At 52.9% G+C, this 15774-nt stretch carries 24 protein-coding genes; 9 read left to right on the top strand and 15 right to left on the bottom strand.

Translation table 11 applies throughout. The features are described 5' to 3' along the window. The gene (gene mntP / locus D781_RS12645) at positions 1-570 is read left to right on the top strand and encodes a manganese efflux pump MntP (RefSeq protein WP_015672724.1); all 570 of its coding nucleotides are present in this window, start codon (positions 1-3) and stop codon (positions 568-570) included. Between the two features lie 61 nt (positions 571-631). Here mntP and rlmA read toward each other — a convergent pair whose 3' ends face one another. Next, a complete protein-coding gene (rlmA, locus tag D781_RS12650; protein ID WP_015672725.1) occupies positions 632-1450 on the bottom strand; it encodes a 23S rRNA (guanine(745)-N(1))-methyltransferase in 819 nt (272 codons plus the stop codon). Positions 1451-1608: 158 nt separating this feature from the next. On the opposite strand from rlmA, the gene D781_RS12655 reads away from it, so the two are divergent. Continuing rightward, positions 1609-2322: a polyphenol oxidase family protein gene (locus D781_RS12655; protein WP_015672726.1), complete on the top strand. Its 714-nt coding sequence runs from the start codon at positions 1609-1611 to the stop codon at positions 2320-2322. A gap of 56 nt (positions 2323-2378) precedes the next feature. Here D781_RS12655 and cspE read toward each other — a convergent pair whose 3' ends face one another. Both cspE and D781_RS22795 read right to left on the bottom strand, forming a co-directional pair. Next, positions 2379-2588, bottom strand: coding sequence for a transcription antiterminator/RNA stability regulator CspE (gene cspE, locus D781_RS12660; protein ID WP_002221949.1), 210 nt, complete (start codon positions 2586-2588; stop codon positions 2379-2381). A 41-nt stretch (positions 2589-2629) separates the two neighbouring features. After that, entirely contained in the window at positions 2630-2749 is a 120-nt protein-coding gene (locus tag D781_RS22795; protein ID WP_071823832.1) for a DUF2627 domain-containing protein, read from the bottom strand. Between the two features lie 757 nt (positions 2750-3506). Between D781_RS22795 and D781_RS23670 the strand changes: the two genes are divergently transcribed. Together D781_RS23670 and D781_RS12665 are read left to right on the top strand one after the other, a co-directional pair. Then, positions 3507-4091 carry a hypothetical protein gene (locus D781_RS23670; RefSeq protein WP_015672727.1) on the top strand — a complete coding sequence of 195 codons (585 nt, stop codon included), beginning with the start codon at positions 3507-3509 and terminating at the stop codon, positions 4089-4091. Beyond that, positions 4088-4576, top strand: a complete 489-nt coding sequence (locus D781_RS12665; RefSeq protein ID WP_015672728.1) for a lysozyme inhibitor LprI family protein — start codon at positions 4088-4090, stop codon at positions 4574-4576. Before D781_RS23670 ends, D781_RS12665 begins: the two co-directional genes overlap by 4 nt. A 53-nt stretch (positions 4577-4629) precedes the next feature. On the opposite strand, the gene D781_RS12670 is transcribed toward D781_RS12665, so the two are convergent. After that, complete coding sequence (locus tag D781_RS12670; RefSeq protein WP_015672729.1) at positions 4630-5112, bottom strand: type VI secretion system tube protein Hcp; 483 nt, start codon at positions 5110-5112, stop codon at positions 4630-4632. A 233-nt stretch (positions 5113-5345) separates the two neighbouring features. Continuing rightward, entirely contained in the window at positions 5346-6356 is a 1011-nt protein-coding gene (locus D781_RS12675; RefSeq protein ID WP_015672730.1) for an MBL fold metallo-hydrolase, read from the bottom strand. A gap of 187 nt (positions 6357-6543) precedes the next feature. On the opposite strand from D781_RS12675, the gene D781_RS12680 reads away from it, so the two are divergent. Then, positions 6544-6840: a hypothetical protein gene (locus D781_RS12680; protein WP_015672731.1), complete on the top strand. Its 297-nt coding sequence runs from the start codon at positions 6544-6546 to the stop codon at positions 6838-6840. A gap of 36 nt (positions 6841-6876) precedes the next feature. On the opposite strand, the gene D781_RS12685 is transcribed toward D781_RS12680, so the two are convergent. From D781_RS12685 to D781_RS24275, 5 genes are all read right to left on the bottom strand, one after another. Then, a complete protein-coding gene (locus tag D781_RS12685) occupies positions 6877-8268 on the bottom strand; it encodes an amino acid permease (protein ID WP_015672732.1) in 1392 nt (463 codons plus the stop codon). Between the two features lie 174 nt (positions 8269-8442). After that, positions 8443-8679, bottom strand: coding sequence for a DUF4060 family protein (locus tag D781_RS12690; protein ID WP_015672733.1), 237 nt, complete (start codon positions 8677-8679; stop codon positions 8443-8445). A 59-nt stretch (positions 8680-8738) separates the two neighbouring features. Further along, positions 8739-9053, bottom strand: coding sequence for a phage protein NinX family protein (locus tag D781_RS12695; protein WP_015672734.1), 315 nt, complete (start codon positions 9051-9053; stop codon positions 8739-8741). A gap of 264 nt (positions 9054-9317) precedes the next feature. After that, a complete protein-coding gene (locus tag D781_RS12700; protein WP_015672735.1) occupies positions 9318-9596 on the bottom strand; it encodes a YebO family protein in 279 nt (92 codons plus the stop codon). Positions 9597-9687: 91 nt separating this feature from the next. Further along, positions 9688-9846, bottom strand: a complete 159-nt coding sequence (locus D781_RS24275) for a PhoP/PhoQ regulator MgrB (protein ID WP_015672736.1) — start codon at positions 9844-9846, stop codon at positions 9688-9690. Positions 9847-10007: 161 nt separating this feature from the next. On the opposite strand from D781_RS24275, the gene D781_RS12705 reads away from it, so the two are divergent. Continuing rightward, on the top strand, positions 10008-10241 hold the full coding sequence (locus tag D781_RS12705; protein ID WP_015672737.1) for a YobH family protein: 234 nt from the start codon (positions 10008-10010) through the stop codon (positions 10239-10241). A 39-nt stretch (positions 10242-10280) separates the two neighbouring features. Here the strand turns inward: D781_RS12705 and D781_RS12710 are convergent, their stop codons facing one another. Beyond that, positions 10281-10520 carry a DUF2766 family protein gene (locus D781_RS12710; RefSeq protein ID WP_015672738.1) on the bottom strand — a complete coding sequence of 80 codons (240 nt, stop codon included), beginning with the start codon at positions 10518-10520 and terminating at the stop codon, positions 10281-10283. Between the two features lie 177 nt (positions 10521-10697). On the opposite strand from D781_RS12710, the gene D781_RS12715 reads away from it, so the two are divergent. Beyond that, positions 10698-10910 carry a YccJ family protein gene (locus tag D781_RS12715; protein WP_015672739.1) on the top strand — a complete coding sequence of 71 codons (213 nt, stop codon included), beginning with the start codon at positions 10698-10700 and terminating at the stop codon, positions 10908-10910. Between the two features lie 426 nt (positions 10911-11336). Further along, positions 11337-11723: a helix-turn-helix domain-containing protein gene (locus D781_RS12725; protein WP_015672740.1), complete on the top strand. Its 387-nt coding sequence runs from the start codon at positions 11337-11339 to the stop codon at positions 11721-11723. An 842-nt stretch (positions 11724-12565) separates the two neighbouring features. Here the strand turns inward: D781_RS12725 and D781_RS24020 are convergent. From D781_RS24020 to lysM, 3 genes are all read right to left on the bottom strand, one after another. Then, positions 12566-12730: a hypothetical protein gene (locus D781_RS24020; RefSeq protein WP_015672741.1), complete on the bottom strand. Its 165-nt coding sequence runs from the start codon at positions 12728-12730 to the stop codon at positions 12566-12568. A 24-nt stretch (positions 12731-12754) separates the two neighbouring features. Continuing rightward, entirely contained in the window at positions 12755-12913 is a 159-nt protein-coding gene (locus D781_RS23885) for a hypothetical protein (RefSeq protein ID WP_158497484.1), read from the bottom strand. A 248-nt stretch (positions 12914-13161) separates the two neighbouring features. Beyond that, a complete protein-coding gene (gene lysM / locus D781_RS12735) occupies positions 13162-13608 on the bottom strand; it encodes a peptidoglycan-binding protein LysM (RefSeq protein WP_015672743.1) in 447 nt (148 codons plus the stop codon). A gap of 250 nt (positions 13609-13858) precedes the next feature. Between lysM and D781_RS12740 the strand changes: the two genes are divergently transcribed. Further along, positions 13859-14050, top strand: coding sequence for a YebW family protein (locus tag D781_RS12740; RefSeq protein ID WP_015672744.1), 192 nt, complete (start codon positions 13859-13861; stop codon positions 14048-14050). A 63-nt stretch (positions 14051-14113) separates the two neighbouring features. Here D781_RS12740 and D781_RS12745 read toward each other — a convergent pair whose 3' ends face one another. Then, a complete protein-coding gene (locus tag D781_RS12745) occupies positions 14114-15193 on the bottom strand; it encodes a porin OmpC (RefSeq protein WP_015672745.1) in 1080 nt (359 codons plus the stop codon). Between the last annotated feature and the right edge of the window lie 581 nt (positions 15194-15774).

The following is a 15774-nucleotide window of genomic DNA, read 5'->3' on the forward strand; positions in this document are numbered from 1 at the left end:
ATGAATCTATCCGCTACTTTAATCCTCGCTTTCGGCATGTCTATGGATGCGTTTGCTGCGTCTATTGGCAAAGGCGCCAGTCTGCATCAACCGCGTTTTCGCGAAGCACTCCGCACTGGCCTTATCTTCGGCGTGATTGAAGCCATCACCCCACTAATCGGCTGGGCGCTGGGCCTGCTGGCCAGCCAATACATTATGGAGTGGGATCACTGGGTCGCTTTTGGTCTGCTGTTTATCCTCGGCATGCGCATGATCGTTGAAGGGGTGCGCAACCGCCCGGACGAGGTTGAAAAGGTCAAGCGCCACGGCTTCTGGCTGCTGGTCGCCACCGCCATCGCCACCAGCCTCGACGCCATGGCAATCGGCGTTGGTCTGGCCTTCTTGCAGGTGAATATCGTGCATACCGCCATGGCGATCGGCTGCGCCACCATGATTATGGCCACGCTAGGGATGATGATCGGCCGCTTTATCGGCCCGCTGCTGGGCAAGCGCGCCGAAATTCTCGGTGGCCTAGTGCTGATTGGCATCGGGGTGAATATTCTGCTGGACCATCTGGGCTACCTGTCCTGATAGCCGCAACAAGCGAGATTATTTATGGGCTGAACGCTGTTCAGCCCTTTTTTCGCCCCGCCTACGCCTGACGACGGTACAGACTGATGGCAAAATCCGTCTCGCAGTCAAAGGCCGAACCGGTCACCAGCCGCTGCTGCACCTCCGGCGAGGCGCGCCAGGCAAACGGCGTCATCTGCAGCAGGTTCGCCGCCTGCTCGCCCGGCAGCGTCATCGCATACGCCAGCCGCTCGCTGTGCTCACGGTGAAAACCGCTCAGCACCTCGTCATGCTCGTCATGCAACTGAACCTGTTGATAAACCTGCGCTTTCAGCTGATACAGATGACGCGGCCCCGGTGACACCGTCACAACCAGCCCTCCCGGACGCACCACGCGCGCCAGTTCGGCCGCCTTACAGGGCGCATAGATGCGCAATACCGCATCCAGTGACCCATCGGCAAACGGCAGGCGATGGCTGGACGCCACGCAGAACGCCACCTCAGGGTAACGCTTGGCGGCATAGCGAATGGCGACCTTGGCCACGTCCAGCCCGTAGACCGCCATCTGGCGCTGCTGACGCAGCCGTTCGGCCACCGCGGCGGTGTAATAGCCCTCGCCGCAGCCGATATCCAGCAGCGCCTGCGCATCGGCGCCGAGCGCATTATCCAGCAGCTCGGCCACCCGCTGGCGCAGCGGCTGATAAAACGTCCCCTCAAGGAAGGCGCGCCGCGCCTGCATCATCTCCGCACTGTCGCCAGGCTGCTTCGAACGCTTGTGCTGTACCGGCAACAGATTGACGTAACCTTCCTTTGCACGATCGAACTGATGGTTATTTTCACAACGCCACTGCTGCTGGCTGAACTCAAGCGGTGACTGGCACAACGGGCAAAGATAAGACATGGGTTTGGCTTCCAGAGAGATACGGCGCGGCTAGTCTAAATAAGCCCGGGGGTTGATGCAAGGCGCGCCGGCGCCGACGTGCAACCGGCGCTAGCCAAAGCGGGAACAAGCCCGCTACACTGCTCGTCAGGTTTCCCACTACGGATTGTTATCAGACCATGACCGATTATTCCGCACTGCTTAGCAGCATCCCGGCCATTCAGCACGGCTTTGGCAACAAAAGCGCATTGATGCCCGCTCCGCTGCAGCCCTACCGCGACACGCTGCCTGAGAAAAAACAGGTGCACGGCACGCGCATCGTGGATGTGCTGCGGCCGGGCCAGCCCTGCGGCGAAGCGGATGGCTTTTACACCACGCAGCCGGGCATTTTGCTCAGCGTCTTGACCGCTGACTGCCTGCCGGTGATATTCAGCCGCCGCGACGGCACGGCAATCGCCGCCGTGCATGCCGGCTGGCGCGGCCTGCTGGACGGTATTCTGAAGCAGCTGGCGCAGCGTATCGCGCAGGATGATACGACCGCCAACTGGGTGGCAGCCATCGGGCCGGCGGCCGGCCCCTGCTGTTATGAAGTCAACGAGGAGCTGGTGGAGCAGTTTCAGCGCCGTCTGCCGCAGCCGCCCGCGCTGATCAGCCCGCGTTTTCGCCACCTGGATCTGGCCGCCATCGCGCAGGATAAACTGACGGCGCTGGGTTTTGCCGCCGTCGATCGCGCCGGCAGCTGCACCATCTGTACGCTAAACGACGACCCGCAGCAGCCACAGCGTTTTAAATACACCAGTTTCCGCCGCAACAGCCACCGCCGCGCGCGGGATCCGCAGCATCCCGATATCAAGGGGCGTAATCAGTACGCCGCCGTCATGATCAATCCCTGAGAGACAGAAACGAAAAAGCCCGCACGCTGGCGGGCTTTTTTTACAGCTGACGCTGATTAGATAGCAGTAACGTTTACTGCTGATGGACCTTTCTGGCCATCCTGGATTTCGAACTCAACGTTCTGGCCTTCAGCCAGGGTTTTGAAGCCGTTACCCTGGATTGCAGAGAAGTGTACGAACACGTCTTTGCTGCCGTCAGCCGGGGTGATGAAACCGAAACCTTTAGACTCGTTGAACCACTTAACTTGACCTTTGATCTTTGCCATCTTGAGTATTTCCTTTGGATTGTTTAAACCGCCCGTAGGCGTTACATAGACAAACTAGAGTCGTTACTGCTTGAGGCACTAAGATAAGGATCGGCAGAGAAGCGGTATTCAACGTTAACGTCTTTACTCAGAACTTCTTTACTGATAGAAATGCCACACATATACAGAACTGTACCTCGTTTTACCCAATTGCGTTATCACATACTCTGTATTCAATGGCAAGCCATTTTTAATCACTGATGGACGCGTCGCACATAATTGAAACGGTCAACCGCGACAATGGGCTGAACACGCTAAAATATGTTGAAGCTTTTCCTCTTTTCTGCTCTGTAGCGCGCATGCCCTGTGCTCCCCGCCCCAGCGGGAATTTAACAAAACTTTCGTTCCGCCTGCGCGCGATCGCCGCACGGGATGACGCCATTTCTTGCCGGAAGATTAAATATTTTTGAATATTTATGAATTTACTTGGCTGGTTAATGCCTCTGGGTTTACTAGCGTTCGTTTCCTGGTCACAGCGGGCGGGTTAATGGCAGTCATACACCGTGCTCAGGACGCTTTACCTTCGACTCATTCCCCATGTAGCGCGGCTAGCCCTGCGCCAGTCGTCGTTACGTGGACGGTAGACTGCCAACTGCCTGGGCACGATATCCATCATGATGTCTTATGACATCATTGCTAGATCGTTATAGGAATAACCCCCTCGCTTTTCTCTTTATTCTTAGCTTATTTCCTGCGCAATCAAATTTATCATTTTTCATTCTGTGAATTCCAATAATTAAAATAATAACTTGCGCACTGCGTCACATTGCATGCAGATAATTCCCTTTCTCTTTCTTTAATGATTATTCAGAATCATCGATAACCTCACATTGCATTAATTGGCCGAACAGCACATTTGCTATGGATGGAGATTGCGTTATGTCAGAACCAACGGTGGAACGAGGAAAGTTTACCTACGATAGCGAAGGTAATGATTCAGGAAAATGGAATTCACGATATTTACATTGGCCAGAAAAACACTCTGGCGTAACCATCGGACGCGGCTACGATTTAAAACATCGTCAGCGGGAACAGGTTATCCGCGATCTTACTGGTGCAGGTATCAGTCAGGAAAAATCCGAACTGATTGCCGGTGGCGCCAAACTGACGCGCGACGCAGCGCGAGATTTTGTACGCACCCACCGCGGACGGGTCGGCGAAATAACTATAGGTCAGCAGATTCTGTTATTCAACCGGGTTTATGCTGAGTATGAACGTGTGGCAAAGCGCGTATATCAACGCCACGCGGCATCAGAAAGTGGTTATATACCCTGGGATAAACTGTCTTCCGCGACTAGGGAAATCATCACCGACATGGTGTATCACGGTGCGGCTTATATTGAAACATATAAATCGGCAGCGAGAGATAACAAAGAGGAGTTAATTAATCACATTAAGGAGAACCCTCGCGGAGATCAAAAAAGACGCCATGATAGAATCAATTACCTAAGGAATGGTAAATGAATAAGAAAAAATCATATCAATGCTCCGCGATGTTTATGCTACTGCTGATCTCCAGCACATATCCTGTTTTGGCTGATAAAGAGAAACGTATGATTATACCTGACGTCGCCGGACAACTGGTTGAGCAACAACAAAACAGATTATGTATTACAGAAGACTCCCGTGGTTCTAGCGCCCGTGCGATGGCTGAATGCGCCGACCTGTTGCTGGCAGACTCGCAGGGGCGGTTGGCACGCCGGGTAGCCAAGGTCAATGATTATTTAGCTGTTTACGATCGGGAAACGAAAGGCTATGAAGACAACGGGAAGGAGTACCTGGCAGCATTCAATCAATATTTGGCAACGTGGCGTGAGTTCGTCAGCGCCAAATGCAGTTTTCTGTATTTTGAATTCAAGGACCCTGCCAAATATATAGAAACGCATACCTGTCAGGCGGAGGAAAACTACCTGCTGGAAGCCTCACTGCGTCGCTTTGGCTCAAACTAACCATCAACAATATCGCCTGCGGCGGATATTCTGCGCAGGCGAATAGCGTCGAGTTACCAGGTACGGTTCTCTTTGATGTTCCAACCGGCGGAGACTTCCGCGCCTTTTCCACCGTTATCCGTTTGTTCCCAATATTTATGCATGACCTTTGCTGCCTGAAATTTATAAATAACAGGAATGATTGATTGCCTCAGGTCGCCTTCATAGCGCACTTCGGTGATTAAAACATCTTCCAGCGTCAACCGTAAATACTCTACGCTCTCACCGCCTGCTTTATGAATGGCGAGTTCAACTTTACTGATATGCTTGCCGCTGGCGGCATACTGGAACAGCGTCGGCGTCGCCTTATCCACGTTAGTATAAATAACCAGGTCATCATATTTAACTTTACCTGCACCACCACCGCCGGCAACATGCATATTGCCGGGCTGTGTCGCGCCCAGATCGAAACCGGAAACATCAATCCATCCCTGATGCCCTGAATCTCGCGATTCACCAGAGATGCCATCCACCTTTATAAATGCATTCGATGCCATAATTATCCCCTATCCTTTTGGTTTGATTGAAATCCAATCATAAATGAGGTTTTCAATAACCAAAAGGGAGGCTTCTGAATGCAATCACGGCCCACAGTAAATATATTCTCACCCCGCTTACACGTCCGAATAACGGGTGACTCACCGTATGCCACCACCATCCTTATAGCGAACGGCACGGGTCAATCATATCCCTATCGACTTGCCCAGGTTAACCATCAAGGGCTATGCCTTCAGGGCAGCGTAATCTGTGCGCCGATCTTAATCGGCCGGAAGCCGTCCGGCTCAACGCCGGCCGCCTGCAGCGCCTGCCTCAGCTGCTCGGGCGGCTCATCCAGCGACTCGTCCGCCAGCTCAAAGACGCCCCAATGCATCGGAATGGTGCGCGGCGCACCCAATTGCTGGTACAGCGTCACCGACTGCTGCGGATCCATATGCTGTTCTTGCATAAACCAGCGCGGCGCATAAGCGCCTATCGGCAGCGCCGCCAGATCAAACGGCCCCAGTCGCCGGCCAATCTCCGCCAAACGCTCGGAATAACCGCTGTCGCCGGAAAAATAGAAACGCAGCGCCGGGTGGTGAATCACCCAGCCGCACCACAGCGAACGGTTACGATCCCACAAAGAGCGCATGCTCCAGTGCCGCGCCGGCACGGCGTGCAGCGTTATATCTCCCAGCGTCAGGCTGTCCCACCAGTCAAGTTCTTCAACCCGGGCAAACCGGTAGCGGCGAAACCAGCGCTTCAGACCGAGCGGCACCACCACGGTCGCCTGCGGGAAGCGTTGCGCCAACTGCCGCACCGTGCGCCGGTCAAGGTGGTCATAATGGTTGTGGGAGATCAGCAGCATATCCAGCTGCGGCAGCTGCGCCACCGACAGCGGCGCCGGCGTTTTCCGCTGCGGACCGTAGAAACTCAGCGGCGATGCCCGCTGCGACAGCGCCGGGTCGATCAGGATATAACGCCCGGACAGGCGCAACAGCAGCGCCGCATGCCCCAGCCACCAGACGCCGTCATGGTCGCCGCCCAGGTCCGCCGGTTGCCACCACTGCTCGACAAAGCGCCGGTAGCCGGCCTGCGGCGGCTGCGGCAACCCCAGCCGCTTGCGCTCATCCTGCCAGCGGCGCAGATCCCCTTCACGCCGCAGAGAAGGCTCAGGGTTGCGGAACCCCTGCGGCGTATGATGCGCCTTCTCGGCGTCATAGTAGCGATTGACCGCCCTCGTTCTGTTTGCTGTTCGCTTCACGGCTGGCTCCTGCAGTTAAGATCCGCAGCGTTAACACGCCCGACGAAATAGCATACGGCGCGGCCGACCTTTTCGCCAATCCCGTTGTCTGAGACATTGTACGTTTTACAGGGCCGCCAAGAGCCTGTTAAGTATCTCTTAAGAACTTTATGTTTTACTGTTCGGGACAATCAGAAAAGGAGAGGTTATGGGTCGTTCAACATCACGCCGGTCGCGCAGCCGTCTGGGGCGTATTCGCAGCGCAATGCGGGCGCAGGCACAGTATTGGAAAATGTACGCCACCATGAAACTGCGTCGCCTGCGCGTTCCGACGCCGCTGGTGCTGCTGGCTGGTGCCATGATGAGTTTTTTTGTGCTGGGGCTGATGATGGTCAGCGTCGTGGCAATTGATATCATCACCACGCTGTTCCTGCTGTGCAGAAAAATGCTGGGAGCGGGCCGCCATCCTCAGGGCAAACGCACCCTGCACGCCGGCAGTCGCTAACGAACGCGGGAGGCGCATGGCGCGCCTCCCTCAGGTTTACGGCATGCGCCGCGCGCCGTTTTTATTATCGGTGGCCGCAGCGCGACGACGCGTCAGCGTGAAGCCCAGCCACAGCACCCCAATCCAGATCGGCATCAGCAGTACGGAAATACGAATACCGTCGGTGCAGTACATGATCAGCAAAACCATCGCCAGAAACGCCAGGCACAGATAGTTGCCGAACGGGTACCACAGCGCCTTGAAGTGCGGGATCACTCCCTGCCGGTTTTTCGCCGCGCGGAATTTCAAGTGCGCCAGACAGATCATCACCCAGTTGATCACCAGCGTGGACACCACCAGCGCCATCAGCAACTCAAAGGCTTTGCCCGGCATCACGTAGTTAATCAGCACGCCAATCGAGGTCACCAACGCAGACAAACCAATCGACAGAATCGGCACGCCGCGCTTATTGACGCGCGTCAGCGCCTTCGGCGCGTTGCCCTGCGTCGCCAGCCCGAATAGCATACGGCTATTGGCGTATACCCCGCTGTTATAGACCGACAGCGCCGCCGTCAGCACCACCACATTCAGCAGCGTCGCCACCAGGTTGCTGTCCAACGCGTGGAAGATCATCACGAACGGGCTACCGCCCTCTACCACTTTCCCCCACGGATAAAGCGACAACAGCACGGTCAGCGAACCGATATAAAAGATCAGAATGCGGTACACCACCTGGTTGGTGGCCTTCGGAATGCTGCGGCGCGGGTCGGCGGCTTCCGCCGCGGTGATCCCCACCATCTCCAGACCGCCGAAAGAGAACATGATCACCGCCATCGCCATCACCAGCCCTTCCACGCCATGTGGGAAGAAACCGCCCTGCAGCCACAGGTTGTCAATACCGGCCTCCGGGCCGCCGGTACCGCTGGCCAGCAGATAGGCGCCGAAGAAAATCATCCCCATAATGGCGGCGACTTTAATAATGGCAAACCAAAACTCCGTTTCGCCATAAATACGCACGTTCACCAGATTAATCAGGTTGATCAGCACAAAGAACACCGCGGCGGATACCCAGGTCGGGATCTCCGGCCACCAGTATTGAATATAGATGCCGACGGCGGTCAGTTCCGCCATCCCCACCAGAATAAACATCGCCCAGTAGTTCCAGCCGGACAGGAAGCCGGCGAACTCACCCCAGTATTTATAGGCAAAATGGCTGAAGGAGCCGGCAACCGGCTCTTCTACCACCATTTCGCCCAACTGGCGCATGATCAGAAAAGCGATAAAGCCGCCGATGGCGTACCCGAGCAGCACCGACGGCCCGGCCATTTTAATGGTCTGCGCAATGCCGAGAAACAGGCCGGTGCCGACGGCGCCGCCAAGGGCAATAAGTTGTATGTGTCTGTTTTTTAATCCGCGTTTTAGCGGGGTATCCTGATGCTGACCGCCCATCTTATCCTCATATGGCTGATGACCCTGCCGCAACTGCGCAAAGTTTCGCCAATCAATTATTGTATCTGCGGGCGGCTTTTTAACACTTAACCCCGTGTGCATCAAGGATTAGCGCCGGAAGCATGCTGCCCCCGACGCGACGTTTCACTCTGATAAGGCGGGTAAACGGCCCGTTCAGCCCGGCAGGCTGCACAGTTTCGTCAGCGTGCGTGCGCCGATCATCAGCGTGGCAACATAGGATTGGCGACGCGTGACAACTTCAACCGCCACGCGATCGTTCTGGTATTTAATCAGGTAGGTCGAGGGCCAGCCCTGGCGGCGCTGACCGAAGCTTTCGGCATGACGGTCAATGGCCGCGTGGGCAACCACCAAGTGGGACAGATTGGTATCACCTTTAATAATGCGTTTCATAAACAGCCTCCGCCGCAGACAGGTCCGTTGTCAGATCATGGAAAACATTAACAGTACGTTTAGTAAGAGGCGTCGCCTGACTGCTGGCTCAGCAGAAAGCAGATCATCGCGGCGCGCAGCGGGCTGCTGCTGTCCGCCTGCCATTCACCGTGGGCGGTGGAGATACGCGCCTGCCATTGTGACGGGTCGCTGTGTTCGGCAGGATTCAGGCTAATTTTATTGGCGTAGATAATCGGCCAGGCATCGGAGGGGTTTTTACAGTAGTCTTTACCTTTTACGCCGCCGTAAGGGTACCATTTGTCCGGGTTTTCTCCGGTAATCAATGCAATACTGCGGTTTACCTCGGCGTCGCTTTCTTCGTACCATTTAATCATCGGCTTTATCCATCTTTTTGTAGGGTTGGCGCTACATTACGATGGCAATGCGACAGTTTTATGACAGACAGGACTTACATTACCTGTACTAATGAATCTTGCCCGGTGCCAAACCGTCAACGGCGACTGACGGCCACCGGCTGGAGCGACATGCCGGCATCCCTATCAGGAGATGACTTTTTTTTGAGGGTGGTGAGAAGGCTGATGGTTAAAACTGAAATAACCAACCGTGTCCTGCCGCCTTCTCACCAAAGATGACGGGCCTTAGCGCTCGGGGATAAAATCTTTGAACTCCATCGCCGGCCCGAGATCGTCGTCGTCGGTTCCGGCGGACGCCGCTTCACCGCGCGACTGACGCGCTATCCGCTTCAGCAGCGCCGTTTGCTGCTGTTGCTGTTCGACGATTTCCTGCAATAAGCGCACCTGCTCGTTGGCCCGCACGCTGGCGCGGTTGACTAGAAACCAGACCCAAAGCCCCAGCAACAACGCGACTAGCGCAATCCCCAAAGAGAGCAGCGACGGAGAAAAACCTGCATCAAACATAAACAACCCTACCTACAGCTAAATACCAGTCGCTATCTTACCACTCCCGCGCTGAACAAAAACATCCTTGCACACTTCGTTCCCTCTGGTTTTACCAAGGAATAATCCGAGTTATCGAACAGATCCCTAACGCAAAGTTTCCACCTTGATCACAATAGCTATCGAGGGCAAGCAGGTTAAAAAACAGGCATGCCAGCACGGTCGCAGCGATCAGCAGAATTTTGTTTCGCAACAAACTTAGCAGCCTCATTGTTACCCAGTTGACTTCCTGCAGTCTATCACAGGAAAGTTAAACCAAGTTTAACTCGCCGTTTAGATTCCCCGCCTGTTGGTACGAATTTAAGAATGTTACGGTTGCGTCCCGCCCTCCGGCGTGGCTATATCGCAACAGCCTATTTGCAAGGAGTGAGAATGAGTAAGTTAATCAAACTGGTGGTACTGGTGGCCGTGCTGTACGGCGCATTGCTGTTTTCTGGCTATGGGGTGCTGATCGGCAGCCAACAAAATGTCGGCGGACTGGGGTTACAGTGCAAATACCTCACGGCGCGCAACGTGACGACCGCGCAATATTTACATGGCGACAACGGGGTGATCGGTATCTCCGATTGCCCGCTGTTCAAGAAAATTGAAACGGTGGTGGACTAAGCGCACCACCAGCAGGCCGCCCGCTCAGGGCGGCCTGGCTTAATCCTGCTTAAACTTCAGCTCAATCAAGGCAACGGCTTTTTCAATCGCCCGCTTGGTCACCGGGTCGGCGCCTGCCGGATGCGTTGAAAAATCAATGCTTTTCAGCTGGCCGGCCATCTTGTCTCGCACCTCGGTCGGCGCAATCACATCAATAACATCCAGAATCTGCTTAATCACCAGCTGGCAGGCGACCAGATCGGAGGCGATTTCCTGATCGTGAGTTAACGCATTGGACATAATCATTTCCTCTTTAAACAAACGCCGCACAGAATATCATGCTGATTGCGGCTTTGCCGCACCAAAGCCGCTTCAGCCTGAATTTTCAGTAAAACGGCGCATCCCACATCAAAATCTGCAGCGTATTTGACCTATACTGGTAGGCATCATCAGCCAACATCACACAGGAGATGAGTTATGACCAATCACAACGTGAAATCTTGGGCTACGTTGCGTGAAACTTCGGTCGAGATTGCCGAGGCGATTTTTGAACTGGCAGGGAATGATGAAGCGCTGGCGCAAAAAATTTGGGAGGAAGGCAGCGATAAAGCGCTGGAAATGGCCTTCGCCAGAACCGATGCCGACCAGTTGTATTGGGGTGAAGAGACCGTCGAACGTAAAAACGTCTAATGGCAAAACGCAAAAAGCCCGGGTTTCATACCCAGGCTTTTTTGCGGAGCGTCAACGCCCTTTCCCGGACGCGGTCAACAAGCATCTCACTGTTTTTCACCTCCTACACCTTCCGCTTTCTTCACTCTCACCGCCGGCGCCGCCAGAAACACGGCCACGCCAACAATGACAACCAGAGTAATAATCATGGTCGCTAACATAATAATCACCCCATCAACGCTGTGTTGTACGGTGGACGTTCTGTCTGGTGCCTATGCGGCCGGGCTACCTGATACCAGCGCAGCTGGCTGTGAACCAGATTAGCGGTATTCGTTAGCGGATGACAAGCGTTAGCGGTCCGATTATGTGATACAGGCGCGGCGTTTTTTGTCGGCGGCGGCAAGTTGTGTATACTTCGCTGTATGTCGATTCCACACAGATGCACTGATGATACAAGAACATCACCTCTCGCTGGTCTGCGCCCTGAGCCAATGGGTTGAAACTCATCTTGGCCGGGTGATCCACCTTGAAGAGCTGGCGGAATACTCAGGCTACTCCCTGTGGCACATGCAAAAGCTGTTCAAAGAAGCGACCGGGATCTCATTAGGCAAATATATCCGCGAACGGCGTCTGGCGGGGGCGATCTACCAATTACGCAGCAGCAACGCCTCGATTTTCGATATCGCGCTGGATTTCGGCTTCGGCTCGCAATCGCATTTTACTTACATGTTCCGCAAGCGTTTCAATATTACGCCCTATGACTTTCGTCAGGATCTCAGCGTCGATTTGCCGATCGATCCCCCACTACACGTTATCCATCAGAAAATGGCCTGAGCCTCACTGGCATGAAAACGAGCATCCAGGGAATTAACCAGAACGACGTCCGACCAGTTGATTATATTAAAACCATTATCGATAATTAATAGATATAAAAAAACCGCCGCAGCGGTTTTTTTCATCAAGCTTGCTGGTTCAAGAAAACGCAGCTATTACCATAGCTGCAAGTGAGATCCAAAACACCGCCGTTGCAACAACAACATGGGATAATCTTGCACGATAGAGTATTTGGCTCATACTACCTCTCTTACTTCTTTCTGAAGGGCTGATAACCCGGGTTTTCTAAGAAAGATCCTATACATTTGTGCCGGAGAATAACTTGCTTCAGATCACTATTTAGCTCAACAAAACTATTTATTAACAAACATGATTCATTGATCACAATAAATCAATCAAAGGAGCGAAAAAAGAATAAAAAATGCAAATGATATTCATTGCTGTAATCACAACGAACGGCATAACGCCGCCAGACAGCGCCGTAAATCAACGTTTGGATATATTAAGTTATATAAAAATAACTGATATCAATAAGCAAAGAAAGGTTGCGGGATAGCACCACCGGCTACATCACGAGAAAAGCCTGGCGCTCCAGTGATAACTTCATCCTGGACGATACAGATATACGAAGAATGCCGCTAAGCATCTCGCCACATTAAACCGCCCATGGGCAGAGCGCTCATCCCCTTACTTAAAACAGGGTTAAAGGCGGTAAAATAATAATGACGCGCTACCGATGTCGACAGCAGCAAATAACCTTACTTTATTTGTGCCAATATTTTATCGCTCACTCCGATATTCGGTCAGGATATTTAGCGTACTGCGGGGCGCGTTAAGGAGAGCTATGGGTTTTTGATATAACAGTCTTTAACATCCAATTTGTCATCGGCGTGTTTAAGGTCGGAAAAATAGGTAATGCCGAATAGAATGGATACTACCAGCAAAGCGGAAACCAGCAACCCGATAATGGCAATCAGTTTGGTTTCGTTATGGAGTTCATGCTCCATTTTTTCTCCCGTTGTTAAAAATAATCACATCAGCCATAGCGTGGCTGCCAAAGTGAAAAAAATCAGTGCGCCCGATGCGATAAGCAGCACCAAAACGGCAAACTGTGCGTCACCCAAGGTGTCACGGTAGGTTTTATCCTGCGGGGTATTACGCCGTTGTCTCACGAATTCTGTCTTCAGCATGTTGTTGTTTTCTTGAAGTGGTGACTGGCTACGCATACAGGCTCAGGCTGTCGTTTACTCACCCGCTTCAAACCCCGAATCCCGCAGACGCTACCAACTTTGCCCCCCACGGTCAACAATCCCCGCTAGTCCCGGCTGGTGCGCACGCTCAATATTCATATGTTTTATAAAATTCACATAAAAATAAGAAAAACTAATTTATTGAGACATAAAAAAGCCCGACCGTCGATCGGGCTCTCAACGTACGATTACTGCGGAATACGCAGCACCTGGCCCGGATAAATTTTGTCCGGGCTGGACAGCATCGGCTTGTTAGCTTCGAAAATCTTGTTGTACTGGTTAGCGTCGCCGTACACCTCTTTCGAGATCGCGCTCAGCGTATCGCCTTTTTTCACGGTATAGAACGTGCTTTCACCCGCAGCCTGGGCAACGGTGATGTGGTCCTCCACGCCGCTGATGCCGGCGACGTTACCCACGGCCACCAGGATCTTCTCTTTCAGTTCCTGAGAAATGCCGTCGCCGCTGACCACTGCCTTGCCATCAACAACCTTTACATCCACCTTATCGGTGTCCGGCAGGCCGCTCTTGTTAAGGTGCTCTTTCAGTTTAGCGCTCTGATCGGCCGCATCTGCATTACCGGTCACTGTGTCCCACAGTTTTTCGCCTGCTTCTTTAACGAAGTTAAACAATCCCATATTCACTCCTGAGTTGAGAAAGAGATACTCTGCCGCTGTATGCGGTAGGCACCACGTTCATTACATAATGCCCCGTTAAGCTTAGCATCGTCGGATGGATTTTCAATAAAACCCAACGGATTAGGCGGTTAGAGTAATCCTAAATTAATCATATAGATGATTAATCCATCATTAGGGTTAATGATTAAGCAGAAAAACCGTGCCACAATAGCGATAACCGCACGAATAACGGCAGAGGAGGTACCGCACAATGTACGCCCTGGTGATGTTTGTCTGCTATCTGGACGGCGGCTGCACCGAGATCATGGTGGATATTCTGCGTGATGAGCAGCAGTGCCTGGTGGCGATGAAAGAGCAGAACCTGCGCCACGCCGGCTGCTACCCGGTGGAAGATTTTATTGACGGTTTCTGGCTGCCCGCCAGTGAGTATGCAACGTTCTGATGCCATACCGGGACTGCGCAGATACGCAGCCCCGACGTCTCTCTTGTCTCCCGCGACGCGCCGTCAGAAGCGATAGGTCAGGCTGACCGCCACGATATCGTCGTTGCTGAGCTTCAGCTTGTTATCATCGCTCAGCTGGTTAATCTGATAGTCCACATAGGTGTACATATTTTTGTTGAAGTAGTAAGTCGCGCCAATATCAAAATACTTCACCAGATCGGCATCCCCTACCCCTTCAATATCCTTGCCCTTCGACTGCACATAGGCCAGTGACGGACGCAGGCCGTTCTCAAACTGGTACTGCGCCACCAGCTCAATGTTCTGCGTTTTGTTGGCAAAGCCCTTCACGCCCTCGACGCTGATTGGCGTCATATTGCGGGTTTCGGCATACATCGCCGCCAGATACACCTGGTTGGCGTCATATTTCACCGCCGTCGTCCAGGCGCTGGCCTTGTCGCCCTCGCCGATTTTCACACGCTTCTGCTCGCTGGTACGGTTGGAATCCGAGTAGGCCGCCGCAAAACCGATACCGCTGCCGCCGATATCCTGATAGTCCAGCGACAGGCCATAGCCGTCGCCGTTCTGCCGCTGCAGCTCGCGGCTTTCATTTTTGCCCTGATACTGCAGCGCAATGTTCAGCCCTTCGACCAGGCCGAAGAAGTCACGGTTACGGTAGGTCGCCAGCCCGGTGGAGCGGGCGGTCATAAAGTTGTCGGTATAGCTGTAGGAGTCGCCACCGAACTCCGGCAGCATATCGGTGTAGGATTCCGCGTCGTAAACCACGCCGTAGTTGCGGCCATAGTCAAAAGAGCCGTATTGGCCGAAGCGTAAACCGGCGAAGCCCAGGCGGGTCTTGGTGCCGTTGTTGGCGTCGCTGCCCTCTGAGTTATTGGCCTGGACGTTGTACTCCCACTGGCCATAGCCCGTCAGTTGGTCGTTAATTTGCGTTTCACCTTTGAAGCCGAAACGCACATAGGTCTTATCGCCGCCGCTCTCATCGTTATGAATAAAGTAGTGCTTGGCATTGACCCGACCATAAAGATCCAGCTTATTGCCATCTTTATTATAAATTTCTGCCGCATTGGCCCATGAGGAAATGGTACCCAGCGCCAGCGCCGCGGTTAATACACTGCGTTTCATCATTATTTTCCTGTTTATTTAGCTAAACCCTGCCCCTCACGCCCAATTTATACTTTGGGCTGTGATCGCTATCATTTAATATTTTATAAATCCCCCTAATAAAGGGTTATGTGACATTAGCATCATGAATCCCCACTGCAAATAAAAATCTGCGCAAAACAACGTGGAGAAAGCATGATTTAATGTAACATTTTATTACATAAACACAAATTATAACGGCATGATTTATAATGAATTTGCACAATATGTTATAACCAAAACGGTGCATCGCACCAGTTTGGTGCAATAAAGTGTGAAATGGCGCAATATCTTGATAGAAGGTGCAAAGCAGTGATTATTAGCACGGTAACAAAAAGCGTTATTTAATTCACATTTATGACTTTCTTAATTCATCTACCTTCTTTAGCCGTTAAGGGTTCAATATATGAAACCCCGAGGGAAATCGCGCCGCCGTTAACAGACGGCATAACATATGCGCAAAAGGCGTGAGTTTTTATTTTTACGGAGAGGAAGCAACGTCCTCGATATTTCGACGGTGGTTGACAGCGAGTGGCGTGGACAGTTTAAACCTGAGGCAATCCATA

Source organism: Serratia sp. FGI94, assembly GCF_000330865.1.
Classification (GTDB): Bacteria; Pseudomonadota; Gammaproteobacteria; order Enterobacterales; family Enterobacteriaceae; genus Serratia_B; species Serratia_B rubidaea.

Bases quoted from the DNA above. Each gene is read 5' to 3' on its own strand.
- mntP (WP_015672724.1), top strand. From the start codon at position 1: ATGAATCTATCCGCTACTTTAATCCTCGCTTTCGGCATGTCTATGGAT.
- rlmA (WP_015672725.1), bottom strand. From the start codon at position 1,450: ATGTCTTATCTTTGCCCGTTGTGCCAGTCACCGCTTGAGTTCAGCCAG.
- D781_RS12655 (WP_015672726.1), top strand. From the start codon at position 1,609: ATGACCGATTATTCCGCACTGCTTAGCAGCATCCCGGCCATTCAGCAC.
- cspE (WP_002221949.1), bottom strand. From the start codon at position 2,588: ATGGCAAAGATCAAAGGTCAAGTTAAGTGGTTCAACGAGTCTAAAGGT.
- D781_RS22795 (WP_071823832.1), bottom strand. From the start codon at position 2,749: ATGTGTGGCATTTCTATCAGTAAAGAAGTTCTGAGTAAAGACGTTAAC.
- D781_RS23670 (WP_015672727.1), top strand. From the start codon at position 3,507: ATGTCAGAACCAACGGTGGAACGAGGAAAGTTTACCTACGATAGCGAA.
- D781_RS12665 (WP_015672728.1), top strand. From the start codon at position 4,088: ATGAATAAGAAAAAATCATATCAATGCTCCGCGATGTTTATGCTACTG.
- D781_RS12670 (WP_015672729.1), bottom strand. From the start codon at position 5,112: ATGGCATCGAATGCATTTATAAAGGTGGATGGCATCTCTGGTGAATCG.
- D781_RS12680 (WP_015672731.1), top strand. From the start codon at position 6,544: ATGGGTCGTTCAACATCACGCCGGTCGCGCAGCCGTCTGGGGCGTATT.
- D781_RS12685 (WP_015672732.1), bottom strand. From the start codon at position 8,268: ATGGGCGGTCAGCATCAGGATACCCCGCTAAAACGCGGATTAAAAAAC.
- D781_RS12690 (WP_015672733.1), bottom strand. From the start codon at position 8,679: ATGAAACGCATTATTAAAGGTGATACCAATCTGTCCCACTTGGTGGTT.
- D781_RS12695 (WP_015672734.1), bottom strand. From the start codon at position 9,053: ATGATTAAATGGTACGAAGAAAGCGACGCCGAGGTAAACCGCAGTATT.
- D781_RS12700 (WP_015672735.1), bottom strand. From the start codon at position 9,596: ATGTTTGATGCAGGTTTTTCTCCGTCGCTGCTCTCTTTGGGGATTGCG.
- D781_RS24275 (WP_015672736.1), bottom strand. From the start codon at position 9,846: ATGAGGCTGCTAAGTTTGTTGCGAAACAAAATTCTGCTGATCGCTGCG.
- D781_RS12705 (WP_015672737.1), top strand. From the start codon at position 10,008: ATGAGTAAGTTAATCAAACTGGTGGTACTGGTGGCCGTGCTGTACGGC.
- D781_RS12710 (WP_015672738.1), bottom strand. From the start codon at position 10,520: ATGTCCAATGCGTTAACTCACGATCAGGAAATCGCCTCCGATCTGGTC.
- D781_RS12715 (WP_015672739.1), top strand. From the start codon at position 10,698: ATGACCAATCACAACGTGAAATCTTGGGCTACGTTGCGTGAAACTTCG.
- D781_RS12725 (WP_015672740.1), top strand. From the start codon at position 11,337: ATGATACAAGAACATCACCTCTCGCTGGTCTGCGCCCTGAGCCAATGG.
- D781_RS24020 (WP_015672741.1), bottom strand. From the start codon at position 12,730: ATGGAGCATGAACTCCATAACGAAACCAAACTGATTGCCATTATCGGG.
- D781_RS23885 (WP_158497484.1), bottom strand. From the start codon at position 12,913: ATGCTGAAGACAGAATTCGTGAGACAACGGCGTAATACCCCGCAGGAT.
- lysM (WP_015672743.1), bottom strand. From the start codon at position 13,608: ATGGGATTGTTTAACTTCGTTAAAGAAGCAGGCGAAAAACTGTGGGAC.
- D781_RS12740 (WP_015672744.1), top strand. From the start codon at position 13,859: ATGTACGCCCTGGTGATGTTTGTCTGCTATCTGGACGGCGGCTGCACC.
- D781_RS12745 (WP_015672745.1), bottom strand. From the start codon at position 15,193: ATGATGAAACGCAGTGTATTAACCGCGGCGCTGGCGCTGGGTACCATT.